We start from the raw sequence: 24,330 nt of genomic DNA, 5'->3' as shown, positions 1-24,330 counted from the left end.
AACGCGCCGAGCGTCGAGAGGCGCCCAGTAGGATGGCCGGGTGTCGTCGTCCGACACGTCCCCGTCGGTTCCCGAGGAGTTGCCCGCCATGGAATGGCTGATCCCCGTCATCATCATCGTCGTGATTCTGGTGATCATCGGCATCTACTTCTGGGCGATGTACAACTCGCTCGTCACGCTCAACGTGCGTGTCGACGAGGCGTGGAGCGACATCACGGTGCAGCTGAAGCGTCGTGCCGACCTCATCCCGAACCTGATCGAGACGGTCAAGGGATACGCCGCACACGAGAAATCCGTCTTCGAAGACGTGACGAAGGCGCGTGCCGAGACGCTGTCCGCGAGCGGACCGGCCGAGGCGTCAGCTGCGGAGAACCACATCCAGACCGCTCTGCGCAGCATCTTCGCGGTGGCAGAGGCCTATCCGCAGCTGCAGGCGAGCCAGAACTTCCTGCGTCTGCAGTCCGACCTGGTCGACACCGAGGACAAGATCCAGGCTGCGCGGCGCTTCTACAACGGCGGGGTGCGCGAGTTCAACACCAAGATCAAGGTGTTCCCGAACAACATCTTCGCCAAGCGCCTCGGATTCAGCGCCCGCGACTTCTTCGAGGTGGCCGACGCCAATGCGATCGCCGAGCCCCCTCGCGTGCAGTTCTGACCGGCCAGCGACCGTAGCGCTACAGGAATCCGTGGATCACAGGGCACCCGTCTATGTATAGGGCCATCGCCGCGAACAAGCGGAACACCGTCTTCATCATCATCGTCTTCCTGATCATCATCGGTCTGATCGGATGGCTGGCCAGCTTCCTGTTCAACAGTTGGACGATCCTGACCGTGGTCATGATCATCGCGATCGGGTACGCGTTCCTGCAGTACTGGACCGCATCCGGGCAAGCCGTCGCGGCGTCGGGCGCCCAAGAGATCCAGAAGGCGGACAACCCACGCCTCTGGAACACGGTCGAGAACATCTCGATCACCATGGGCACGCCCATGCCGAAGGTGTACATCATCAACGACCCGGCTCCGAATGCGTTCGCAACGGGACGCGATCCCCAGCATGCGGTCGTCGCCGCCACGACCGGGCTGCTCGACATCATGGACGACTCCGAGCTGCAGGGCGTGATGGCGCACGAGATGGGCCACGTGCGCAACTACGACATCCGGGTCTCGATGATCGTCTTCGGTCTCACCGTCGCCATCGGACTGATCGCCGACATCCTTCTGCGCATGAGCATCTTCGGCGGGTTCGCCGGGGGCAACAACCGCAACAACAACAGCGGGGGCGGCGGAGGCAACCCGATCCTGCTGGTCGTCGGCATCGTGGCGCTCATCCTCGCGCCGCTCATGGCGTCGCTCGTGCAGCTCGCCGTCTCGCGGCAGCGCGAATACCTGGCGGATGCCACCAGCGCGATCACCACGCGCAACCCCGACGAGCTGGTCAGTGCGTTGCAGAAGCTCGAGGAATACGGACGGCCGATGCGCAAGCAGAACTCGTCCATGGCGCACCTCTGGATCGCGAATCCGCTCAAGCCGTCCGTGATGAGCCGGCTGTTCTCGACGCACCCGCCGATCGAGGACCGCATCGCCCGGCTCAAGAAGATGGGTTCGAACTTCTAGGCGTGCTCGCCGCCAGGTCGATCGAGGGCTGACCGCGCCGCACCAGGGTCGGCGTGCAGACAACCCGCTTCGTTTCGCGACGGAGCGCGTTTCTGCACACTCGACGAGGTGCAAGGCACCCGATGCTCCGGGCGTCACGCGCCCCGAGGCCGTGATGGAGGCGGTCGACGAGATCGCCGTCCCGACCCTGCTTTGTATGGCAGAGCCGGATCGCCCACTGTAATGTGACATTGTACTGGCGAATGCCCACCACAGGGCGGCCGAGGGAGTGTCACCGATGACGACCAAGACCAAGCCCTGGCACGGCGTGAACGTGGCCACGGCGCTCCCGTTCACCGACGATCTCGCGGTCGACTTCGACGCGTACGCGGAGCACGTGGCGTGGCTGGCCGCGAACGGATGCGACGGCGTCTGCCCGAACGGATCCCTCGGCGAGTACCAGACACTGACTCCCCAGGAGCGCGCCCGAGTGGTGGAGACGGCGGTGGCCGCGGCGCCGGCAGGGTTCACGGTCATGCCCGGCGTGGCCGCATACGGATCGGCCGAGTCCCGCAGGTGGGCCGAGCAGGCCGCGGAAGCGGGTGCCGACTGCGTGCTGGCGCTGCCCCCGAACACGTATCGGGCCGAAGAAGAGGCCGTCGTCCAGCACTACCGTATCGTCGCCGAGGTCGGGCTCCCGGTCGTCGCGTACAACAATCCGTACGACACGAAGGTGGACCTCAGCCCGTCCCTCTTGGCGCGACTGCACGGCGAGGGCCTCATCGTCGCCGTCAAGGAGTTCACCGGGGACGTGCGGCGTGCGTACGAGATCCAGGAGCTGGCGCCAGAGCTCGACATCCTGATCGGGTCCGACGACGTGCTCCTCGAACTCGGCATCGCCGGAGCGAAAGGCTGGATCGCCGGATATCCGAACGCGTTGCCCGCCAGCACGGTCGAGCTCTACCGGATGGCGACCTCCAGCGATCCGGAGCACTGGGCCGCCGCCCTCGGCACCTACCGCGACCTGCATCCGCTGTTGCGCTGGGACTCGAAGACCGAGTTCGTGCAGGCGATCAAGCTGTCGATGGATGTCGTCGGTCGCCGCGGAGGCGTGTGCCGACCACCACGTGGTGCCCTGTCCGACGGTGTCGCTGCGAAGATCGTCAGTGATACCGAGCGCGCCGTCGCGAAGGGCTACATGTAGGACGGCATCCGTCGGGCGTGTTCCGACGCGACCCGGCCGGACAGGGCGAAGGGAGAAGCAGTGCGATCCACACGCGTGTTCCACGCCGTCGAGTCCCACACGGAGGGCATGCCAACCAGGGTGATCGTCGGGGGAGTCGGCGTCATCCCCGGTGCCACCATGGCCGAGCGGCGCACCTGGTTCGCCGAGAACAGCGACGATGTCCGCACACTGCTGATGTACGAGCCGCGCGGTCACGCCGCGATGAGCGGAGCCATCCTGCAGCCGCCGACTCGTCCGGATGCCGACTTCGGCGTGTTGTTCATCGAGGTGTCTGGGCTGCTGCCCATGTGCGGGCACGGCACGATCGGCGTCGCGACGGTGCTCGTGGAGACCGGGATGGTGGAGGTGGTCGAGCCGGTCACCGTCATCCGTCTCGACACTCCTGCCGGTCTCGTGGTGGCCGAGGTCGCCGTGACCGACGGGGCGGCCACCTCGGTGACCATCCACAACGTGCCGTCGTTCAGCGCAGGGCTCGGGAAGACGGTCGAGGTCCCTGGCAGAGGGATTGTCACGTACGACCTGGCGTTCGGCGGCAACTTCTACGCCATCGTCGAGCTCGATTCACTGGGCCTCCCGTTCGAGCGGTCCGCGAAGAACGAGCTGCTGGCTGCGGGGCTCGACATCATGGGGGCGATCAACGAGCAGGCACCTCCGACGCATCCGGAACGCAGCGACATCAGCGGATGCCACCATGTCTACCTCGCTGCGCCGGGGTCCACCGCCACGCACTCCAGGCACGCGATGGCGATCCATCCCGGCTGGTTCGACAGGTCGCCGTGCGGAACCGGTACCAGCGCGCGCATGGCCCAGCTGCATGCGAAAGGCGAGCTGGCTCTGAACACTGACTTCGTCAACGAGTCCTACATCGGAACCCGGTTCATCGGACGACTGGTCGGCGAGACCACAGTGGGCGGCGTGCCCGCCGTGCTCCCCACGATCACCGGCCGGGCATGGGTGACCGGGACCGCGCAGTACCACCTCGACCCCAGCGATCCGTTCCCGGCGGGATTCCTCCTGTGAGCGAGCGCGCCGTGACGGGCAATGACTCCAGCCTGACGACGCTCACGAAGAACGTGAGCCTGCGTGAGGATGTCACCCGCGCGCTGCGTGCCGCCGTCGTCTCCGGCGAGATGCAGCCCGGACTCGTGTACTCGGCTCCGAAGCTGGCGACGCTGCTCGGAGTGTCGGCCACCCCGGTGCGCGAGGCGATGCTCGATCTCGTGAAGGAGGGCATGGTCACCGCGATGCCCAACAAGGGCTTTCTGGTGGTGGCGGTGTCGGATGACGACCTGGACGACGTGGCGCAGCTGCGCCTGATGATCGAGCCGCCGACGATCCGTGCTGTGACGCCCGTCGTTCCCGACGAGGACTTCGAGCGGCTCCGCGGCATGGCCCAGACGATCGTCGACTGCGCCGACCGAGGTGAACTGATCGCCTACACGGAGGCGGATCGCGCGTTCCACATCCAGCTGCTCGAGTACAGCGGCAACCGGCGACTTGTCGACCTGATCTCGCGGCTACGGGCGGACACCCGTCTTCTCGGTCTCGGATCCCTCGTCGAGCGCGGCGCCCTGCACGCGTCGGCGCTGGAGCACCTCGAGCTGGTGGAGCTGATGCGCGACCGCAAGGCCGATGACGCGGAGGCCCTCATGCGCAGGCACATCGAGCACACCAGAGGCGAATGGGCCGGCGAGCGGATCGCCAATGGCCGCTGACGTGGTCGTTCCCAGCGAGGAGATCCTGCGGCACCCCGCCGTCGACGTCGTGGTCATCGGTGCGGGGGCGGTCGGCGCAGCGTGTGCGTACTTCGCCGCGCGGGCCGGGTTGTCCGTCGCCGTCGTGGAGCGGGGGGCCGTGGCATCCGGCACGTCGAGCGGCGGGGAGGGGAACATCCTGGTCTCCGACAAGGATGCCGGCCCCGAGCTCGACCTCGCGCTGTACTCCCAGTCGGTGTGGCGCAACGAGCTGTCGGAACACGCCGACCGCTGGGAGTTCGACTCCAAGGGCGGCCTCGTCGTGGCGGCGACGGAAGCCCAGGCGCAGTCGCTGAAACGGCGCGCGGTCAGACAGCGCGAGGCAGGGATCGACGCGATCGACGTCGCGAAGGACGACCTCCGCGGTTACGAGCCTCACCTCGCACCGGACCTCGTCGCCGGCGTCTACTACCCGCAGGACGCCCAGGTGCAGCCGATGCTCGTCGCCGCGCACCTGCTGAGACTCGCGCGCGAAGCGGGCGCGGTGGTGCACACACGGGTTTCCGTCACGGGATTCCTGCGCCGGGGCCGCCCGCAGGAGCGCGCCGATGTGATCGGAGTGCGCACCACGGCCGGCGACATCCCGAGTGGCTGCGTCGTGAACGCGGCGGGCACGTGGGCGGGCGGCGTCGCCGCGCTCGCCGGGGTCGACGTGCCCGTGCTGCCGCGTCGCGGCTTCGTGCTCGTCACGGAACCGCTCGCCGGGCGTGTCAGGCACAAGGTCTACGCGGCGGGTTACGTCGACGATGTGGAGAGCTCAGACGCCGGACTGCAGACGTCGCCCGTCGTCGAGGGCACCGAGAGCGGCACCATCCTGATCGGATCGAGCCGGGAGCGCGTCGGATTCGACGACACCTTCTCGGTCAGGGCGATCAGCGCGATAGCGGCCAAGGCGATCGCCCTCTTCCCGATGCTCGCCGACGCCAAGGCGATCCGCGCCTATCACGGCTTCCGGCCGTACTGCCCCGACCATCTGCCCGTGATCGGCCCCGATCCGCGGGCGCCGGGCCTCTGGCACGCGTGTGGTCACGAAGGCGCCGGCATCGGTCTCGCCGCGGGCACTGGCTCGCTGGTGGCGCGCGCGCTCACGAGCGATCCGACCATGCCGAGTCTCGCCGACTTCGCGCCCGAGCGGTTCGGAGCCGTGGCATGAGCGCCGAGGTCGTCATCGTGGTCGACGGCGCGCCGGTCATCGCTCGGGCGGGCACGAGCGTTGCCGTCGCGCTCACGGAGACCGGTCGGCTCGCGTGGCGCACGACCCGTTTCGGCGGTGCACCGCGTGGACTCTTCTGCGGCATCGGCGTCTGCTACGACTGCCTCGTGGAGATCGACGGGGCGCCGGCACAACGCGCCTGCATCGTGCCCGTCGCCGACGGAATGAAGGTGAACACGCGTGCCGGCCACGAGTGAACTTCGCGTCGAGGTCACCGTGGTGGGCGGCGGGCCTGCCGGACTCTCGTCGGCGCTCACAGCTGCCCATGCCGGCCTCCGGGTCGCACTCGTGGACGCCGGCTCGCGCCTTGGCGGACAGTTCTGGCGGCATCCAGACCCGCAGAGTCTTGCCCCGGGCCAGGCCGAATCCGACGGCCAGCACTCCTGGCGCGTCTTCGAACGGATGCGCGCACAGCTCCGCGGTTTCATCGCCACGGGCCGGGTGCTGCACCTGGCCGGCCACACGGCGTGGTCGATCGAGCGAGGGGAATCGGCCTCCGTCGTCCGGCTCACTCGCTCGTGGGATGCCGTGCAGCTCATCGCGGGATCCGTGCGGTCCGAGCACGTGATCCTCTGTCCGGGCGGATACGACCGGCAACTCCCCGTCCCAGGATGGACGGTGCCCGGCGTGATGGCGGCAGGCGGCGTGCAGGCGCTGGTCAAGAACGGCGGAAGGCTCGACGGCAGACGGGCGGTCGTCACGGGGACCGGTCCGTTCCTGCTGCCTGTCGCGGCCGCGCTGACCAGGGCGGGCGCGACGGTCGTCGCCGTCTGCGAGGCGAATCCGCCGTCCGCATGGCTGACCGGAACGGGCAGCGTGCTGCGGATGCCGTCCAAGATCGCGGAGGCGCTCGAGTTCGGTCTGGTGCTGGGGCGGCATCGCATCCCCTATCGAACGCGAACCGCCGTCACCCGGATCCACGGGACCGATCATGTCGAGGGCGTCACCCTGTCCCGTGTGCGAGCGGATGGCGGGATCGTCCCGTCCGCCGGCGCCCGGTCGCATCTCGAGGTCGATCTCGTGGCGCTCGGCTGGGGGTTCACACCGGATCTCGGGCTCGCGGTCGCGGCCGGAGCCGAGGTGCGACGCGATGTGGACGGATCCCTCGTGGCCGTCGTGGACGACGACTACCGCAGCTCCGTCGCCGGCCTGAGCATCGCGGGCGAGGCAACCGGGGTGGGCGGCGCGATGATGGCCGTTCACGAGGGAGAGCTCGCGGCATCAGCTGTGGCCAGCGAGACCGGAGTCGGCGTGGGGCCGGCACGAGCAGCCCGGCTGCGTCGAGCGATCGCCCGCGAGCGCGCCTTCGCCCGCGCGATGCACGGCGCGAGCGCGCTGCCGGCCGGCTGGACCGCGTGGCTCGATCCGGACACCGTGGTCTGCCGATGCGAAGAGGTGTCGGCGGGTGACATCCGCAACGCCTGCGGCGACCTCGGCGCCGACGACGCACGCACGGTCAAAGCACTCACCAGGGCGGGCATGGGCTGGTGTCAGGGCAGGGTCTGCGGCTTCGCTACGTGCGAGGTGACGGCATCCTGCGCAGCACGTTCGAGTACCGCCGACGATCTGCGCGCGATGAGCAAGCGAGTCCTTGCCTCGCCGGTGCGACTGGGCGATCTCGCCGCTTCAGACGACACCCAGGGCCCGCGCTGACGAGGCCCCGAGCCCGCAACGACGGGGGCGGTGCACGGCCGCGCGCCGTGCCGCGCCCGCGCATCCCTTCCCCGGAAAGCCCTTGACGCGCACAGACGCCCGGGTGAATCCTGGGCTCTGCGTCGGCCCCGTTCGGGGGTCACGGCGACCCGATCCGGAGCCATTCCGGTGCGTGGTTGTTCCGCAGTCAGTTCCGTCAAGGAGACAAAGGTGTCTGAACCCGATACCCCCACGCGCGGTCCGGCGAAGCCGGTTCCGTATGTGATTTCGGGCATCCTGATCGCGATCGCGATCATCATGCCGCTGATCGTGCCCCTCTACGCATTCACCGAGCCGACCTTCTGGGGGATGCCGTTCTTCTACTGGTACCAGCTGCTCTGGGTGTTCATCGCGGCCGGACTGCTGGGAATCGCATATCTCATCATGCGCAAGGAGGATCGGCGTCGCCGCGAAGCGGTTCGCGGGGCTGCGGGTGCGGCATCCGCACGTTCCGGCGACCAGACCACCGGTGACCAGACAACGAACGACCGGAACAACGGGGAAGGGGACGCCCGATGATCGCGAACTCGCTCCACCTCGCCGCTTTCGCCGGACACCTCGCAACGGCGACGGGACCTGACGCCAACGGCAACCGTCCGGTCAACTGGGTCGCACTGACCGTGGTGATCGTGCTCTTCGTCGTGGTCGCAGTGATCGGATTCCTCGCCTCCCGCTGGCGCACCGACCCGAGCGCACGCGGTCTGCACTCTCTCGACGAGTGGGGCCTCGGCGGCCGCGGATTCGGCACCTGGGTCACCTGGTTCCTGCTCGGCGGCGACCTGTACACCGCGTACACGTTCGTCGCGGTCCCCGCAGCGATGTGGGCATCGGGAGCGGTCAGCGGATTCTTCGCCGTGCCGTACACGATCGTGCTCTACCCGATCGTCTTCCTGCTGATGAGCCGGCTGTGGTCGGTCTCGCACCGCCACGGATACGTCACGCCGGCCGACTTCGTCGGCGGCCGCTACGGCAGCCGGTGGCTGTCCGTCGCCGTCGCCGTCACCGGCATCGTGGCCACGATGCCGTACATCGCCCTTCAGTTGGTCGGTATCAAGGCCGTGCTCACCGTTCTCGGATTGGGCTCCAACACGAACCCGTTCATGGCAGACCTGCCGCTGATCATCGCGTTCGTCGTGCTCGCGGCCTACACCTACACCGGCGGCCTGCGTGCACCTGCCCTGATCGCGATCGTGAAGGACATCCTGATCTACATCGCGATCATCGTGGCGATCGCCTATCTGCCTGCGCACTTCGGCGGCTGGGAGGGCATCTTCTCCGCCGCGGGCGACAAGCTCGGCAAGACGAATCCGGCCACCGGCACGCCGTTCGGCGCAACCATCCCTGGCGCCGGCAGCTTCAACGCGTACTGGACTCTCGCGCTCGGCAGCGCCATGGCGCTCTTCATGTACCCGCACTCGGTCACCGGTGTGCTGTCCACGAAGAGCCGCAACACCATCCGCCGCAACGCGATGGTGCTGCCGCTGTATTCGCTGCTGCTCGGCTTCCTGGCGCTCCTCGGGTACGTGGCGATCAAGGCCGGCACCCAGCCGATCGACACGAACGGTGCGATCAACGCCCAGCTGGTCGTGCCGCAGCTGTTCCTCGACTCGTTCCCGTCGTGGTTCAGCGGCATCGCGCTCGCGGCCATCGCCATCGGTGCTCTCGTGCCTGCCGCGATCATGTCGATCGCCGCGTCCAACCTGTTCACGCGCAACATCTACAAGGACCTGTTCAAGAAGAACGCGACGCCGAAGCAGGAGGCGAACACCTCGAAGCTGGTGTCGTTGATCGTGAAGCTGGGCGCCCTGGTGTTCGTCCTCGGCCTGGATCAGTCGTCTGCGATCAACTTCCAGCTGCTCGGCGGCGTGTGGATCCTGCAGACCTTCCCGGCCATCGTGGCCGGCCTGTACACGCGCTGGTTCAATAAGTGGGCGCTGTTGGCGGGCTGGGCAGCCGGCATCATCTACGGCACCGTCACCGCGTACAACGTGATCAACCCCGCCACCCACGCGCACTTCGGCGGATCCATCTCACCGTTCCCGTTCACCACCGTGCCGGTCTACATCGGCGTCTCCGCCTTCGTCATCAACGCCGTGATCTCGGTGGTCGTGACACTCGTGCTGCGCCTGGTCAAGGTCAAGGACACGACGGATTCGACACGTCCCTCTGACTACGGAGCAGACGAGAACGACCCGAGGGTGATCGCGGTCGAGCAGGACCAGCCGCCGCTGCACCCCGAGGTCGACGAGCACTCGGACGCGGCTCAGGCCTGAGCATCGCATCCGTCGACGGCGGTGGCATCGGTCAGTTGGCCGATGCCACCGCCGTTGCCAATGGAGCAGACAGCGTTCCGCGGTCCCGCACCTCGATGGCGGAGAGGCCCTGCCAGTCGGCGGCGTCGCGGAGGAGAGCGGCGAGAGCCTCGGGAGTGTCGGTGTCGGCTGCTGCTTCCGCCCACGCGGATTGCACGATGAGGACTCCGGCCTTGCGATCGCTCTTCAGGTCGACACGGCCGACGATGCGATCGTCCTGCAGCACGGGCAGCACGTAGTAGCCGTACACACGCTTCGGCGCCGGCGTGTAGATCTCGATGCGATAGTCCAGGCCGAACATCCGCAGGGCTCGCTCTCTGCGCCACACGATCGGGTCGAACGGGGAGAGCAGAGCGGATGCGCGCACGGCGCGCGGTATCCGCATCCCGGCGGCCAGCCAGGCCGGGGCCGGCTTTCCCGAGCGCTCCCATCCGGCGACGCTGACGGGCTGAACGTCTCCGGAGTCCTCGAGGTCGCGGAGCGCGGCCAGCGTCGGCGCGTTCTTCAACCGGTAGTAGTCCGCGATGTCGCCCAGCGTGCCAACGCCGAGGGCAGTGACGGATCTGCGCACGAGCTCGCGCACTGCATCCCTCTCCGCCACCTCGATGTCGAGGACCGAGGCCGGGAACACCTGCTCCGGCAGTCCGTACCGCCGCTCGAAGCGGTCGCGTCCGGCGATCGCGACGTCGCCGAAGCGGAACAGCAGCTCGAGCGTGTGCTTCACCTCTGACCAGCCCCACCACGGTCCCTTGCGCACGTTCTCCTCGTGCTCGATCGCACTGGCCGCCATCGGCCCGCGATCGGCGAGGTCGGCGAGCAGCCAGCGCGCCGTACGGCCGTGGGCGGCATCCCAGACGTCGCGATCGCCGGCATACCGGGACCGGAAGTCGTCCATGCGCCAACGGAACAGCGGGCGGTCTTCCCGCCTCACGAAGGCCGCCTCGTGCGCCACGTACTCGGTGTGCGCAGCGCGGGCCTTCAACGTGATGGCGTCGAGGAGTGACTTGTCGTAGGCGCCGAGCCTGGCGAACACGGGGAGGTAGTGGCTGCGCTCGAACACGTTGACCGAGTCGATCTGCAGGAGCCCGATCCGGTCGACGAGTCCGTTGAGCTGCCGCGTGCCGATCGGGGCGGTGCGCGCACGGGTGAATCCCTGGGCCGCCAACGCCACGCGCCTGGCCTGTGCCGCGGAGATCGACGCCGGGCCGCTCGGAGATGTCATCCGCACGAGACTAACCGCACCCTCCGACATCGAGGCGGCTCGCTCCGTTCGTCGCGTCGGCCTTCGTGCCAGGAGCAGCTCCCTGCACCGACGAGCGCGGCGCGGGGAGGCGCACCCGATGCGAACGGCAGACCTCGCGGTCGGCCACGGCAAATAGACTGACCCGATGGCGCAGCAACCGGAGCCCGACCGCCCCGTCCAGGAGCCCGTCGCAGAGTCGGCTCACATACCCGGTCGGGAGTCTGTCGTGGAGTCCATCCCACGCGGCGTCCGCGTCGCGGGAGCCTGGTCGTGGCGCTTGCTCCTGATCGGAGCCGTGATCGCGGTCGTCGTGTTCCTCGTCGTCCAGCTGCGGCTGATCGTCATCCCTGTGCTCGTCGCTGTGCTGCTCGCCGCGCTTCTCGTGCCGTTCGTCGAGGTGCTGGTGAAGCGCAGGTGGCCGCGCTGGCTGGCCATCGTCGTCGCCCTCGTGGCGGTCGCCGTGGTCGTCGGCGGGCTGCTCGTTCTGGTCGTATGGCAGATCCGCGCGGAGGCCCCCTCGCTGCAGTCGCGCAGCACGGAAGCGCTTCAGGCATTCCGCGACTGGCTGCACGCCCCTCCGCTCGCACTCTCCGACTCGCAGATCGACGGATATGTCGCACAGCTCCTGAAGGCCCTCCAGCAGGACACCCAGGTGCTGATCTCGGGTGCGCTCTCCATCGGCTCCACCCTCGGACACGTTCTGACGGGTGCCGTGCTCACGGCCTTCAGCACCCTGTTCATCCTCATCGACGGCAAGGGCATCTGGTCCTGGATCGTGCGAATCTTCCCGCGCGGGGCACGGCTGGCAGCCGACGGCGCGGGTCGTGCAGGATGGACCACGCTGACCAGCTTCGCCAGGGTGCAGGTGCTCGTGGCATCGATCGACGCGCTCGGCATCGGCCTCGTCGCCTTCGCGCTCGGCCTCCCGCTGGTGGTTCCGATCGCGGTGCTGGTGTTCCTCGGATCCTTCATCCCGATCGTCGGTGCCGTCATCACGGGCGCTCTCGCCGTCGTCGTCGCGCTCGTCTACAACGGCTGGGTGGCCGCGATCATCATGCTCGCCGGTGTGCTGGCCGTGCAGCAGCTGGAGGGCCACGTTCTGCAGCCGTTGATCATGGGATCAGCCGTGAAGGTGCATCCGCTCGCCGTCGTCCTGGTCGTGGCGGCGGGATCCCTGCTGGCCGGAATCCCCGGCGCGCTCTTCGCCGTGCCGTTCGCCGCAGTGCTCAACGTCATGGTGAGGTATGTGTCCTCCGGTGCGTGGCGGCCGGGGGCGGTACCGGCGGATGCCGGACCTCCCGACGCGCTGTGGCAGACCGTGCCGCGACCGCGTCGCTGGCGGGAGCTCCGCGCAGAGGCATCCGTCGCGCGACAGGGCAACGATGGCAAGGGCGATGTGGAGACGGATGACGCACGACGAGGCGACGACAACCGCTAAGTCGCAGGGGTCTGTGAGCTGTCACCCTTTCCCGGATGCCCGCCGTCGGCTACCCCAGGGCCCATTCCGGGTCCGGAATGGGCCGAAACGTAGACTTCTGGGGTGACAGCCGTGAGCGAATCCACTCGTCCATTCACCGTCGGTCCCGCCCTGGACGAGATCGAGCGCGCTCACGAGATCGTGTCCCGAGTGGCGAAGAAGACCCCGATCGAGACGTCGACGTACCTCTCGGAGATCCTCGGATCTCCCGTGCTGCTCAAGTGCGAGAACCTGCAGCGAACCGGGTCGTACAAGATCCGTGGCGCGTACTACATGATGTCGAAGCTCAGCGCGGAGGAGCGGGCGAGGGGAGTGGTCGCAGCTTCGGCGGGCAACCACGCGCAGGGCGTCGCCTTCGGTGCCCGTGAACTCGGTATCAAGTCCACCATCTTCATGCCGCTCGGGGTCGCGCTGCCGAAGCTGCAGGCGACCCGCGACTACGGCGCCCACGTCGTGCTGGGCGGCGCGACCGTGGAGGAACCGCTGCGGGCCGCCGCTGAGTTCGCGCGTGACACGGGAGCGATCTTCGTTCCCCCGTTCGACCATCCGGACATCATCACCGGCCAGGCGGCCCTTGGCCTCGACATCATGGACGACGTCCCCGATGTCGACACCGTCATCGTGCCGATCGGCGGCGGCGGATTGATCTCAGGCGTCGCTGCCGCGGTGAAGCAGCGTGCTCGTCAGCAGGGACGCGACGTGCGCATCATCGGCGTGCAGGCGGAGAACGCCGCGCCCTTCCCGATCTCGTTGAAGGCGGGCAAGCCGGTCGAAATCACGACCGGAGCGACCATCGCCGACGGCATCGCCGTCGCGAAACCGGGAACGCTCAACTTCGAGATCGTCAAGGAGCTCGTCGACGACGTCGTCACGGTCAGCGACGACGACACGGCGCGAGCCCTCCTCCTGCTGCTGGAGCGCTCCAAGCTCGTCGTGGAGCCGGCGGGAGCCGTCGGTGTCGCGGCGCTCCTCACCGGAGCGGCACAGGCATCAGGCGGCGACCTCGGCCGCACCGTCGTGCTGCTCTCCGGCGGCAACATCGACCCGTTGCTCATGCAGCGCGTGGTCGCAGCGGGGCTTGCGGTCTCGGATCGCTACCTCAACCTCCGGCTGATGCTGCCGGATCGGCCGGGTCAGCTCGCGCGCACGTCCGAGCTGATCGCCGCGGCGAACGCGAACGTCGTCGAGGTGCTGCACACACGCCACGGACACGGACTGCAGATCAGCCAGGTCGAGCTCCAGGTGAGCGTCGAGACGCGCGGCCCCGACCACAGGGCCGAAGTGGTGCGCATCCTCCGCGAAGCGGGCTACGACCCGATCGTCGACTGACTTCCGTTCTGAGCACCCGTTCGGGCTCCGGACAGACGGATGCGCCGCCCACCACAGGTGGACGGCGCATCGTCGTTCGTGCTGACCGCCTCGACGGCGGTCGCGAGCGCTACTGTCCGGTCCAGGTGTCGACCTTCTTGATCTCGACCTGGATCTGACGACCGTTCGGCGCCGTGTACGACGTGGACTCGCCGATGCTGAGACCGAGGATGGCGGCGCCCAGCGGGCTCGCCTCGCTGTAGACGGACAGCTCGCTGCCGTCGCCGATCTCGCGGTTGCCGATGATGAACGTGTCGACGTCACCGGCGATCACGGCCGTGACGACCGTACCGGGCTCGACGACTCCGCGGCTCTCGGGGGCGACGCCGACCTTGGCGTGCCGGAGCAGCTCGGTGAGCTGGGCGATACGCGCTTCCTGAACGCCCTGGGCGTCCTTCGCGGCGTGGTAGCCCCCGTTCTCTTTGAGGTCGCCCTCTTCGCGAGCCGCTTCGATGCGCTTCGCGATCTCGGTGCGGCCGACGGTGCTGAGATGCTCGAGTTCAGCGGCGAGGCGGTCGTGCGCCTCCTGGGTCAGAAACGTGACCTGCGTGTCCTGGGACATGTGAACTCCTAGGGATGGGGGAAAACGGGCTAGGAGGCACGCGCCGGCAGCCGCCGACAGTGCCTCCATCAACATCGACGCCCCGACGTGTCCGTCAGGGCGTATCAGAGGATTCTACGTCAGCGGGTCGCCGAAGACCAGCAAGAGTCCACAGATCCGCTCACGCTCGGCTGGATCGTGCGCACCACGGTGCTGAAGGAGCGGGTCGTCTTGGTGGACCTGGGAAGTTGCACGATCTTCCAGCCGGTGACGGTGAAGTCGACATCCTGAGCCTCGATGGCGCACGCGACGGAGGCGCCGGCATCCGCAGACACGGTGAACGAGACCTTCACGTGCTGCGCGTCGACCACCAGGTCGGAGCCCGAATCGGCTGTGATGCCCGATCCGCTCACCTGGTCGAGTCCTGCCCAGACGGTCCAGCAGGCCATCACGACGACGATGAAGGCGCCGAGCCCGATCAGCAACCAGCGGTCGCGCTTCTTGGCGCGGGCCGTGCGTCCATAGCGAGCGCCGACGGCGTCGGTCCCGGCGGAGTCGATGCGCCCGGATGCCGTGGGTTCGGGCACGAGGCGACCTCCGAAGTCGAACGATTAGGCTGTGGGACAAGCCTACGTGCTCTCACCTGTCAAGCCCCCCACTGCCCAGATTGCCGGATGCCTACCGTGACTCTTCGCCTGCTCGCCGTGCATGCCCATCCCGACGACGAGTCGAGCAAGGGCTCGGCCACCTACGCCTACTACGTGGACCGCGGCGCGGAGGTGATGGTGGTGAGTTGCACGGGCGGCGAGCGCGGCGACATCCTCAACGATGGGCTAGAGGCCAGGGCCTTCGCCGAGCGGGACATGCCCGGCCTGCGACGCATCGAGATGGATGCCGCGGCGCGCGTTCTCGGCATCCGCCACCGTTGGCTGGGTTACGTCGACTCGGGCATGGCGAGCGAGGACGGCAGTCTGCCGGCCAACTCGTTCGCGTCGATCCCGCTGGAGATCTCCGCCGAGCCGCTCGTGAGGGTGATCCGCGAGTTCCGTCCTCACGTCCTCGTCACCTACGACGAGAACGGGGGATACCCGCACCCCGACCACATCCGATGCCACGAGGTGTCGGTGGCGGCGAGGGACTGGGCGGCGGATCCGTCACGCTATCCCACTCAGGGAGCGCCATGGCAGATCGCCAAGCTCTACTACGAACGCACGTTCAACTCCACCCGCATGCAGAGCGTTGCGGAGCGCGTGCGCGACGAGGATCCGGCGTCACCGCTCCTGGAGCACTTCGACGAGATGAAGCAGCGATGGGAGGGACGGCCCGACGTGGCGACGACGCACGTGCCCGTCGGCGAGTTCTTCGATGCGCGGGATGCAGCCCTGCGCTCGCACGCGAGCCAGGTGTCGCCCGACAGCTCGTTCTTCTTCTGGCCCAACGACGTGCAGCGCGCGGCATGGCCGTACGAGGACTTCCAGCTGATCGACTCGAAAGTGGAGACCGCAGTGCCCGAGAACGACCTCTTCTCCGGAATCAAGGGGGACTAGGTGCATACCATCCTGTTTCTGGCGGCAACGCCGTCGCCGGCGCCGACGACACCGAACGCGGATCTCGTCACCCCCGGTGTTTGGGGATTCGTCATCACCCTGGGCGTCGGCCTGGCGACGATCCTCCTCATCTGGGACATGATGCGGCGGGTGCGCCGCACCAGGTATCGCGCAGAGGTGAACGCCAAGCTCGATGCCGAAGAGGCGTCGCAGTCGGGCGGATCGGACGTCGAGGTGTCGCGTCCGGAGTCGCGGGACGGTGACATTCGTCGTTCCGACCGCGGCGCCTGACGACCGGGGCAACACCGGTTCGTGCGTACGGCGATCGTCGGTGCGGCGCTGCTCGCCGCGGGCGTCTCAGCGATCCTGACCGGGCTCTATCCGGCGACGGATGCGTTCGCCCTCCTCGAGCGCGTCTGGCCCGTCCTGCTCTTCGTCGTCGCCATCACGGTGGTGGCGGAGCTCGCTGCCGAAGCGGGTCTCTTCGATCTGCTCGCGGCGTGGGCGACCCGGGTTGCCCGAGGCAGCGCCTGGGCGTTGTGGCTGCTGACGGCCGCGGTGGCGACCGTCAGCACGATCTTCCTATCCCTCGACACGACGGCCGTGCTCCTCACGCCGATCGTCGTCACGATGGCGAGACACGTGCGGCTCAACCCGCTTCCGTTCGCGCTGACCACGGTGATGCTGGCCAACACGGCCTCGCTTCTCCTGCCGGTCTCCAACCTGACGAACCTCCTCGCCGAGCAGCGGCTGAAAGGCTCGTCTGCCGGTGGATCGGGTACTGCGGCATTCGTGGCGCTCAGTTGGGCTCCGGCGCTCGTCGCCGTCGTACTGCCGTGCATCGCGATCGCCGTACTGGGACGGAAGAACCTGGCTGCGCGATTCGTCGTTCAGCAACGCGAGAAGTTACGCGACCCGAGGCTGACGACGGCCGCTGCCGTGGTCGTGCTGGCGTTGCTGCCCGCTCTCGTCTCGGGAATGCCGGTATGGATACCGGCATGCGTCGCGGCAGGCGTGCTGGCCATCGTGTTCGCCGTGCTCCGCAGGGATGTTCTCCGGGTGAGCCTCGTGCCGTGGTCGATGGTCGTGTTCGCGGGCGGAATGTTCCTGGCGGCCGGAGCGGTCGAGGCGATCGGATCGGGGGCCGTCGTGCGAGAGCTGGTCGGGTACGGGACGTCGCCACTCGCCCTCCTGCGCGTCTCAGGGGTGGGACTGCTGGGTGCGAATGCGGCCAACAACCTGCCCGCGTACCTGGCGCTGGAACCGGCGGCGCAGCATCCGGTGCAGCTCATGGCCCTGCTGATCGGTGTGAACGTGGGCCCGCTGATCACGCCGTGGGCGTCGCTGGCGACGTTGCTCTGGCACTCACGGCTGCAGCGGCTGGGCGTCGGTGTGCCCTGGGGTCGCTACATGGTGATCGGCGTCGTGGTGGCGCCGGTGACGGTCATCGCCGCAACACTGGCGCTCGCCGCGATCACGTGACCGTCCTGTGACTGATATGGCCGCCGGTGGGCCGAGCCGCGAACGTCAGGCGCCGTGGTAGGCCGGGTGCAGCACGATGAGCAGGCACGCGGCCCAGTGGCAGAGGAACGCGAGCACGGTCAGCGTGTGGAAGATCTCGTGGAAGCCGAATCTGCCCGGGAACGGATTCGGGCGCTTCAGTCCGTATACGAGCGCACCGATCGTGTAGAGGCCGCCGCCGACGAAGACGAGCACCATCATGGCGGCGTTCGCGTTCACCAGGTCGACGACGTACATCAGGGCGGCCCAGCCGAGGATCACGTACAGGGGCACGTAGAGCCAGCGCGGCGCGTTGATCCAGAACACGTGGAACGCGATTCCGAGCAATGCACCACCCCACACGATGGAGAGCAGGATGACGCCCTTCTGCGTCGGAAGGGCGAGCACTCCGAGCGGCGTGTACGTGCCGGCGATCAGCAGGAAGATGTTCGCGTGGTCGATGCGCTTGAGCAGGATCTTGGCGCGCGGCTTCCAGTTGAAGCGGTGGTAGAGAGCGGAGTTGCCGAACAGCAGCATCGACGTGAGCATGAACACCGCCGACGCCCACTTCGCCGGCGCACCGTCTGCGAGGCAGATGAGCACGATGCCGGCCGCGATCGTCACGGGGAAGGTGCCCGCGTGGATCCAGCCGCGCCAGGTGGGCTTCAGCTCCTCGGGATGGGCGGCCGAGGCGTCCACCAGGGGAAGGTTCGGGATCCCCCGCTCGTGCGCGTCGTCGGCCTTGACGGCGGCATCGGCGGCCGACAGCCGGTCGGCGGACTGGGCCAGTTCGTCGGCGACGTCGACGTACTCGTTGGGGGTGCGAGACATGTGGCAAGCCTAGGCGGGGAGATATGCCGCCAAGCTGGGAAGGTCCGCCCAGTGCCGATCGCAGAACGACGCCTGCCCCTGGGGATCGCGCGGACCGGGCGGCCGCTTCCGCGCGCTAACGTATTCGGGTGACATCTCGTCGGATCCCGTGGCCCGGCCCGGGCTTCCTGTACGGGCTGTACCAGAATCGATTGCGGCGGAGCCTCGATCCCGCCGTGGTTCCCCGCCACGTGGCGATGATCATCGACGGCAACCGTCGATGGGCCCGTCAGCTCGGCCTGGAGACGGTGGCGCACGGACACCGCGCGGGCGCAGCGAAGATGCTCGAGTTCCTCCGCTGGTGCGACGAGCTCGGCGTGAAGGTCGTGACGCTCTACTTGTTGTCGGCCGACAACCTCACCAACCGTGACCGCGGCGAGCTCGCCGACCTGATCGAGATCATCGCCGACCTCGCCCACGCGGTTTCGACGGCCGGTGACTGGCACGTGCAGCACGTCGGGACGACCGTCGGACTGCCCGGGCGGCTCGTGAAGGCACTCGCCGACGCCGAGGAGAGCACGCGCGAGAACGAGGGCATGCACGTGAACCTCGCCGTCGGCTACGGCGGACGCAAGGAGATCACGGATGCCATGCGCAGCATCGTCGCGGAGCACCACGCAGAAGGCAGGAGCCTCGAAGATCTGGCCGAACGTCTGACGCCGGACCTGATCGGCTCGCACCTGTACACTGGCGGGCAGCCCGATCCGGATGTCGTCATCCGCACCTCGGGAGAGCAGCGGCTGAGCGACTTCATGCTCTGGCAGAGCGCTCACAGCGAGTTCTACTTCGTCGAGGCACTGGGGCCCGATCTGCGCGAGGTCGACTTCCTGCGCGCGATGCGCGACTACTCGCGTCGACACCGTCGTTACGGCGGCTGACGCCGGGTTCTTCCGCCGCGGCGGCTGTCGCCGAACACGTCAGGTGGACTGACTCTGTTGTCTGCTCCCTGCAACGCAGCAGAATGGAACTGGGAGGTCCCGTGACAACCGTCGAGGAGTTCGCCGAAGGTTTCCTGGAAGAACCGGGTTACCTGGATTTCGGCAGAGTCGGTCCGCTGTCCGCATCAGTGGTGGCTGAGGTGCAGGGCATCAACGACGTGTTCTCCCGCGCCAGGTTCGGGTCGCTGGACGCGTTCCGTGCCGAGGATGCGCGGATGCGGGATGCGGCATCCCGTCTCACCGGATTCGACGCGGAGCAGATCGTGTTCCAGCCGAACGTGGGCACGGGCCTCATGCACGCCATGTTCGGGCTGACCGGAGGCGTGCTGGTCTCTGGTGCTGAGTTCCCGTCCATCACGTTCGCGGCCGCTCGGGCGTCCGAGGCGCTGCACGCCGTGCAGCCCATCTGGCTCGAGACGGATCACGGTCGCGTCACCCCCGGAACGGTCAAGGAGCAGCTCACGAGCGCCGTCACGGCCGTGGCCGTGAGCCTCGTCGATTCGCGGACCGGATTCGTCGCCGACATCGACGGCATCCGTCAGGTCATCGGAGACCGTCTGCTGATCGTGGACGCCGTGCAGGGATTCGGCGTGGTGGATGCGCCGTACGAGGTCGCCGACGTCGTGGTGGTCGGCGCCGAGAAGTGGCTGCGAGCCGGATGGGGTGCCGCGTTCATGGCGCTGTCGCAACGCGCCATCGACAACCTCACGCCGGTCTGGAGCGGGCACACGGGGGCGGGCGTCGTGGATCCGTTCGACGAACTCCTGCCGCCCGTGAATGCTGCGAGTGCCTTCACCGTTGCGCGGCCGGACAGCGTGGCGCAGGCGCGCCTTTCTGCCGCGCTGGAGGATGTGCTGTCCGTCGGCGTGGACGTGATTGAGGCGGCCGTCGCCGACCGCGTCGATCGGGTGATCGATTTGGCCGACGAGTACGGCATTCCCATCTCGTCTGCACGGGAGACCCCTGAACGTGCCGGCATCGTGGTGCTCGAGCCTTCGCCGGAACGTCTCACGCTGCTCGGCGCTTCGCTGTTCAACCACGGCATCACCGCGACGACCAGGGAGCACGCGGTCAGACTGAGTGTCCACGTGTCGTGCGGCGACGAGACGCTCGAGATGCTGCGGGGCGCGTTCACCTCGTTCGCCACTGCCTAGACGGAGCCCGAACGCCCGAAATCGGCCGCGATGGAGTCCCCGCGCTCCCTCGACGCGGTGCCCGGGCGACACGCCCGACCACGGGTGCCGAAGAGTTCACGCGCGCGTAACCGACGGTCAGGTGTGTCCTGCGACGAGATGCGTTGCGACGGGCCTACCTTCGAGGTGTCGGGCATAGTGCCCGGCCGAGGCGGCCGTCATTGGAATCGTCTTGAAAGGTGCGACCGCTTCGCCGACAAGATCCGCGCCGGCCCTCTGGGAGGCGCGGGGTGGGAGTGGTTGTGACCGCGATGCATACCCGAGAGCCGATGACGTCGGTGGACACCTTGTCGTCGGACCAGGCCGCACTCGATCGCGAAACGCACCAGACGGAGCTCACGTACGTGCTCGACACGTCCGTGCTTCTGTCGGATCCACGAGCGGTGTTCCGGTTCGCCGAACACGCCGTCGTGATCCCGGTGGTCGTGATCAGCGAACTGGAGGGAAAGCGCAACGACCCTGAGATCGGGTACTTCGCCCGACAGGCCCTTCGTCTGCTGGACGAGATGCGGGTGCGCCACGGGCGCCTCGACTTCCCTGTGCCGGTCGGCGAGGGAGGATCTTTGCGCGTCGAACTGAACCACTCCAACATGTCGGTGCTGCCGAGCGGGCTGCAACTGGGGGACAACGACTCCCGGATCCTCGCCGTCGCGCAGAACCTCGCGAACGACGGGCTCACCGTCACCGTCGTGTCGAAGGATCTCCCCTTGCGGGTGAAGGCAGCATCCATCGGCCTCTCTGCCGAGGAGTACAGAGCTGAGCTCGCGCCGGAGTCCGGATGGACGGGTGTCGCGGAGATCGACCTGGGCTCGAACGATATGGCGCAGCTGTACGAGCACGAGGAGCTGGCAAGCGATCTCGTCGCCGAGCTGCCAGTGAACACCGGGCTGATCGTGCACTCGGACCGCGGATCCGCGCTCGGCCGGGTCACCGGAGACGGCATGATGAAGCTCGTACGGGGCGACCGGGACATCTTCGGATTGCACGGGCGCTCGGCCGAACAGCGGTTGGCTATCGACATGCTGACGGACCCGGAGATCGGCATCCTGTCGCTCGGCGGGCGAGCCGGGACCGGCAAGTCGGCGCTCGCGCTCTGCGCGGGGCTGGAGTCGGTGCTGGAGCGTCAGCAGCACAAGAAGATCATGGTGTTCCGTCCGCTGTATGCCGTCGGCGGTCAGGAGCTCGGATATCTGCCCGGCGACCAGGGGGAGAAGATGAATCCCTGGGGCCAGGCGGTCTTCGACACGCTCGGTGCCGTTGTCTCGCAGAACGTCATCGACGAGGTGGCCGACCGCGGGATCCTCGAGGTGCTGCCGCTCACGCACATCCGCGGACGCTCTCTGCACGACGCGTTCGTGATCGTCGACGAGGCGCAGTCTCTCGAGCGCAACGTGCTGCTCACGGTACTCAGTCGCATCGGCCAGAACTCGAAGGTCGTGCTGACGCACGATGTCGCCCAGCGCGACAACCTCCGCGTCGGCAGGCACGACGGGGTGGCATCCGTCATCGAGACGCTGAAGGGGCATCCGCTGTTCGGACATGTCACGCTGACCCGCTCCGAGCGGTCGGCGATCGCTGCCCTGGTCACGGAGCTGCTCGAGTTCGGCGAGATCGCCTAGACGGGCGTTCGCCGGAAGGACGCCGCGCGTCGGAGAGGGGCCGGCGCGCGGCTCATCTCGTCGGCCTCCTGATGAGGGCGGGCTTGTGCACAAGTCCGGCAGCCCGATCAGCCGCCTCGCTATGGTCGCGCTGTGTCCGTACCCGTGCCGTCGTCGCGTCGGCCGCTCCCGACGCTCATTCGGCACGCGGCATGGCAGGCGCCGTTGGCTGCGGCCCTGGTCGTGATCGCCGTCGTGGTCGTCGGATGGCGCTTCGACCTCGTCGGATGCCTCTACCTCGCGCTGGTCACCCCGGAGCTGTGCCGCGTCGACGCATCCGAGCACCGACTGCCGAATGCGCTCGTGGTGCCGGGCATCGGATTCGCTGGTGTCGGCGTGACGTTCGGTTGGCTGGCAACCGGCGAAGTCCCCGTCGACGCGCTGTTCGCGACAGTCGTCGTCAGCGGATTCTTCCTGCTCGTGGTCGTGGCAGGCGGCATGGGCATGGGCGACGCGAAGCTCGCCGCGGTGCTGGCCCTCGCCGGGGCATCCGTGTCGATGCTGGTGGTCGTGGGCGCCGTCGTGCTGGGATTCATCGTCGCCGGCGGAGCGGCGGTGTTCCGGCTGGCCGTGCGCGGCGGATCCGGTGACATCGCCTTCGGCCCCTACCTGCTCGGCGGCTTCTGGGCGTCGATCGGCGCGCTGCCGTTCCTCGGTTGAGACACGACCACGGAGACGGAGCAGCCCGGCGGTCGAGGAATCTCGGCCACCGGGCTGTTCAGCTCGACTACTTCGCCGTCGGCGGCGTGGTCATGCTCAGCACGTTCAGCGCCGTGTCCAGCTGTTCGAGGGTGACTTCGCCGCGCTCGACGAATCCGAGGTCGATGACGGCCTCGCGTACCGTGATCCCCTGCGCGACGGAGTGCTTCGCGATCTTCGCCGCCGCCTCGTATCCGATGATCTTGTTCAGCGGCGTCACGATCGACGGCGAGGACTCGGCCAGTGCGCGCGCACGCTCGAGGTTCGCCTCGAGGCCGCGGACGGTCTTGTCGGCCAGGGCACGGGATGCGTTGGAGAGCAGGCGGATCGACTCCAACAGCGCAGTCCCCATCACGGGGATGGCGACGTTCAGTTCGAATGCCCCCGACGCGCCGCTCCAGGCGATCGTGGCATCGTTGCCGATGACGCGGGCGGCGACCATGAGCGTCGCTTCCGGGATCACCGGGTTCACCTTTCCGGGCATGATCGAGGACCCGGGCTGAAGGTCGGGGATGTGCAGCTCGCCCAGACCGGTGTTGGGGCCAGAACCCATCCAGCGCAGGTCGTTGCAGATCTTGGTGAGGCTCACCGCGATGGTGCGCAGTGCGCCGGAGGCCTCGACCAGGCCGTCGCGGTTGGCCTGCGCCTCGAAGTGGTTGCGCGCCTCCGTGACCGGCAGTTCGGTCTCCTGGGTGAGGAGCTCGATCACGAGCTGGGGGAATCCGGCCGGCGTGTTGATGCCGGTGCCGACGGCAGTGCCTCCGAGCGGGACCTCGGCGACCCTGGCCAGCGCGGACTGCACCCGGTCGATGCCCAGGCGCATCTGCGCGGCGTATCCGCCGAACTCCTGGCCGAGGGTGACGGGCGTGGCGTCCATGAGGTGGGTGCGGCCGGACTTGACCGCATCCTTCCAGAGCTCGGCCTTCTCCTCGAATGCCACGGCGAGGTGGTCGAGCGAGGGGATCAGGTCGTCGATGAGCGCCCCCGTGACGGCGATGTGCACGGAGGTGGGGAAGACGTCGTTGGAGGACTGGGACGCGTTGACATGATCGTTCGGGTGAACCGGACGCCCCAGGCGGCGGGTGGCCAGCGTGGCCAGCACCTCGTTCATGTTCATGTTCGACGAGGTGCCGCTGCCCGTCTGGTAGACGTCGACGGGGAACTGGTCGTCGTGGACGCCGGAGATCACTTCGTCAGCACTGGCGGCGATGGCCTCGGCGATGTCGCCCTGGAGCACGCCGAGCCGGGCGTTGGCCAGCGCGGCGGACTTCTTGATACGCGCCAGTGCGGCGATCTGGGCGGACTCCAAGCTGGAGCCGGAGATGGGGAAGTTCTCTACGGCGCGTTGGGTCTGCGCGCTGTAGAGCGCGTTGCGGGGAACCCGCACCTCGCCCATGGTGTCGTGTTCGATGCGATAGTCGGCGTCGTCGCCGGGATTATGGCTGTCCATTCGAGGATCCTTTGTCGTGTCTGTGGTGTCTGTCGT

The 24,330-nt window shown here is 68.0% G+C and carries 24 protein-coding genes; 19 read left to right on the top strand and 5 right to left on the bottom strand.

Features of this window, described 5'->3' with window-relative positions; genetic code table 11:
• Positions 1-88: 88 nt before the first annotated feature.
• From HII28_RS05185 to HII28_RS05140, 10 genes are all read left to right on the top strand, one after another.
• Entirely contained in the window at positions 89-655 is a 567-nt protein-coding gene (locus tag HII28_RS05185; RefSeq protein WP_170025971.1) for a LemA family protein, read from the top strand.
• A gap of 53 nt (positions 656-708) precedes the next feature.
• The gene (locus tag HII28_RS05180; protein WP_170024429.1) at positions 709-1,614 is read left to right on the top strand and encodes a M48 family metalloprotease; all 906 of its coding nucleotides are present in this window, start codon (positions 709-711) and stop codon (positions 1,612-1,614) included.
• Positions 1,615-1,891: 277 nt separating this feature from the next.
• Positions 1,892-2,797, top strand: coding sequence for a dihydrodipicolinate synthase family protein (locus HII28_RS05175; protein WP_170024428.1), 906 nt, complete (start codon positions 1,892-1,894; stop codon positions 2,795-2,797).
• Positions 2,798-2,857: 60 nt separating this feature from the next.
• Positions 2,858-3,859: a proline racemase family protein gene (locus HII28_RS05170; RefSeq protein ID WP_170024427.1), complete on the top strand. Its 1,002-nt coding sequence runs from the start codon at positions 2,858-2,860 to the stop codon at positions 3,857-3,859.
• The gene (locus tag HII28_RS05165) at positions 3,856-4,554 is read left to right on the top strand and encodes a GntR family transcriptional regulator (RefSeq protein WP_346769192.1); all 699 of its coding nucleotides are present in this window, start codon (positions 3,856-3,858) and stop codon (positions 4,552-4,554) included. The genes HII28_RS05170 and HII28_RS05165 overlap by 4 nt, the downstream gene beginning before the upstream one ends.
• Positions 4,544-5,746, top strand: a complete 1,203-nt coding sequence (locus tag HII28_RS05160) for an FAD-dependent oxidoreductase (RefSeq protein WP_170024425.1) — start codon at positions 4,544-4,546, stop codon at positions 5,744-5,746. The genes HII28_RS05165 and HII28_RS05160 overlap by 11 nt, the downstream gene beginning before the upstream one ends.
• A complete protein-coding gene (locus tag HII28_RS05155; protein ID WP_170024424.1) occupies positions 5,743-6,003 on the top strand; it encodes a (2Fe-2S)-binding protein in 261 nt (86 codons plus the stop codon). The genes HII28_RS05160 and HII28_RS05155 overlap by 4 nt, the downstream gene beginning before the upstream one ends.
• The gene (locus HII28_RS20085) at positions 5,987-7,459 is read left to right on the top strand and encodes an NAD(P)/FAD-dependent oxidoreductase (protein WP_346769191.1); all 1,473 of its coding nucleotides are present in this window, start codon (positions 5,987-5,989) and stop codon (positions 7,457-7,459) included. Before HII28_RS05155 ends, HII28_RS20085 begins: the two co-directional genes overlap by 17 nt.
• 210 nt (positions 7,460-7,669) lie before the next feature.
• A complete protein-coding gene (locus HII28_RS05145; protein WP_205864570.1) occupies positions 7,670-8,017 on the top strand; it encodes a DUF3311 domain-containing protein in 348 nt (115 codons plus the stop codon).
• The gene (locus HII28_RS05140; RefSeq protein ID WP_170024423.1) at positions 8,014-9,771 is read left to right on the top strand and encodes a sodium:solute symporter; all 1,758 of its coding nucleotides are present in this window, start codon (positions 8,014-8,016) and stop codon (positions 9,769-9,771) included. The genes HII28_RS05145 and HII28_RS05140 overlap by 4 nt, the downstream gene beginning before the upstream one ends.
• Before the next feature lie 31 nt (positions 9,772-9,802).
• Here HII28_RS05140 and HII28_RS05135 read toward each other — a convergent pair whose 3' ends face one another.
• The gene (locus HII28_RS05135; protein WP_170024422.1) at positions 9,803-11,032 is read right to left on the bottom strand and encodes a crosslink repair DNA glycosylase YcaQ family protein; all 1,230 of its coding nucleotides are present in this window, start codon (positions 11,030-11,032) and stop codon (positions 9,803-9,805) included.
• 166 nt (positions 11,033-11,198) lie between these two features.
• Between HII28_RS05135 and HII28_RS05130 the strand changes: the two genes are divergently transcribed.
• Both HII28_RS05130 and ilvA read left to right on the top strand, forming a co-directional pair.
• Positions 11,199-12,491: an AI-2E family transporter gene (locus HII28_RS05130; RefSeq protein ID WP_170024421.1), complete on the top strand. Its 1,293-nt coding sequence runs from the start codon at positions 11,199-11,201 to the stop codon at positions 12,489-12,491.
• A gap of 150 nt (positions 12,492-12,641) precedes the next feature.
• On the top strand, positions 12,642-13,859 hold the full coding sequence (gene ilvA / locus HII28_RS05125) for a threonine ammonia-lyase (protein ID WP_205864786.1): 1,218 nt from the start codon (positions 12,642-12,644) through the stop codon (positions 13,857-13,859).
• Between the two features lie 109 nt (positions 13,860-13,968).
• On the opposite strand, the gene greA is transcribed toward ilvA, so the two are convergent.
• Complete coding sequence (gene greA / locus HII28_RS05120; protein ID WP_170024420.1) at positions 13,969-14,460, bottom strand: transcription elongation factor GreA; 492 nt, start codon at positions 14,458-14,460, stop codon at positions 13,969-13,971.
• A gap of 119 nt (positions 14,461-14,579) precedes the next feature.
• On the bottom strand, positions 14,580-15,026 hold the full coding sequence (locus tag HII28_RS05115; protein WP_170024419.1) for a DUF4307 domain-containing protein: 447 nt from the start codon (positions 15,024-15,026) through the stop codon (positions 14,580-14,582).
• Between the two features lie 87 nt (positions 15,027-15,113).
• Here HII28_RS05115 and mca point away from each other — a divergent pair, with 87 nt between their 5' ends.
• From mca to HII28_RS05100, 3 genes are read left to right on the top strand one after another with little or no spacing between them, the layout of a single operon-like run.
• Positions 15,114-15,986: a mycothiol conjugate amidase Mca gene (mca, locus tag HII28_RS05110; RefSeq protein WP_170024418.1), complete on the top strand. Its 873-nt coding sequence runs from the start codon at positions 15,114-15,116 to the stop codon at positions 15,984-15,986.
• Entirely contained in the window at positions 15,987-16,277 is a 291-nt protein-coding gene (locus HII28_RS05105) for a hypothetical protein (protein ID WP_205864569.1), read from the top strand.
• A gap of 21 nt (positions 16,278-16,298) precedes the next feature.
• Complete coding sequence (locus HII28_RS05100; RefSeq protein WP_170024417.1) at positions 16,299-17,468, top strand: SLC13 family permease; 1,170 nt, start codon at positions 16,299-16,301, stop codon at positions 17,466-17,468.
• A gap of 45 nt (positions 17,469-17,513) precedes the next feature.
• On the opposite strand, the gene HII28_RS05095 is transcribed toward HII28_RS05100, so the two are convergent.
• Complete coding sequence (locus HII28_RS05095; protein WP_170024416.1) at positions 17,514-18,317, bottom strand: hemolysin III family protein; 804 nt, start codon at positions 18,315-18,317, stop codon at positions 17,514-17,516.
• A 128-nt stretch (positions 18,318-18,445) separates the two neighbouring features.
• On the opposite strand from HII28_RS05095, the gene HII28_RS05090 reads away from it, so the two are divergent.
• The 4 genes from HII28_RS05090 (at position 18,446) to HII28_RS05075 (ending at position 22,805) form a co-directional block, all read left to right on the top strand.
• Positions 18,446-19,234, top strand: a complete 789-nt coding sequence (locus HII28_RS05090) for an isoprenyl transferase (RefSeq protein ID WP_346769190.1) — start codon at positions 18,446-18,448, stop codon at positions 19,232-19,234.
• Between the two features lie 101 nt (positions 19,235-19,335).
• Positions 19,336-20,448 carry an aminotransferase class V-fold PLP-dependent enzyme gene (locus tag HII28_RS05085; RefSeq protein ID WP_170024415.1) on the top strand — a complete coding sequence of 371 codons (1,113 nt, stop codon included), beginning with the start codon at positions 19,336-19,338 and terminating at the stop codon, positions 20,446-20,448.
• 308 nt (positions 20,449-20,756) lie between these two features.
• A complete protein-coding gene (locus tag HII28_RS05080) occupies positions 20,757-22,106 on the top strand; it encodes a PhoH family protein (RefSeq protein WP_170024414.1) in 1,350 nt (449 codons plus the stop codon).
• Between the two features lie 132 nt (positions 22,107-22,238).
• Entirely contained in the window at positions 22,239-22,805 is a 567-nt protein-coding gene (locus tag HII28_RS05075; protein WP_170024413.1) for a prepilin peptidase, read from the top strand.
• 67 nt (positions 22,806-22,872) lie between these two features.
• Here the strand turns inward: HII28_RS05075 and HII28_RS05070 are convergent, their stop codons facing one another.
• Positions 22,873-24,294, bottom strand: a complete 1,422-nt coding sequence (locus tag HII28_RS05070) for a class II fumarate hydratase (protein ID WP_170024412.1) — start codon at positions 24,292-24,294, stop codon at positions 22,873-22,875.
• Between the last annotated feature and the right edge of the window lie 36 nt (positions 24,295-24,330).

Source organism: Planctomonas sp. JC2975, from assembly GCF_012985205.1.
Taxonomy (GTDB): Bacteria; Actinomycetota; Actinomycetes; order Actinomycetales; family Microbacteriaceae; genus Humibacter.
Note: the sequence above shows the minus strand (reverse complement) of the source record. Positions and strands in the feature narration are given on the sequence as shown.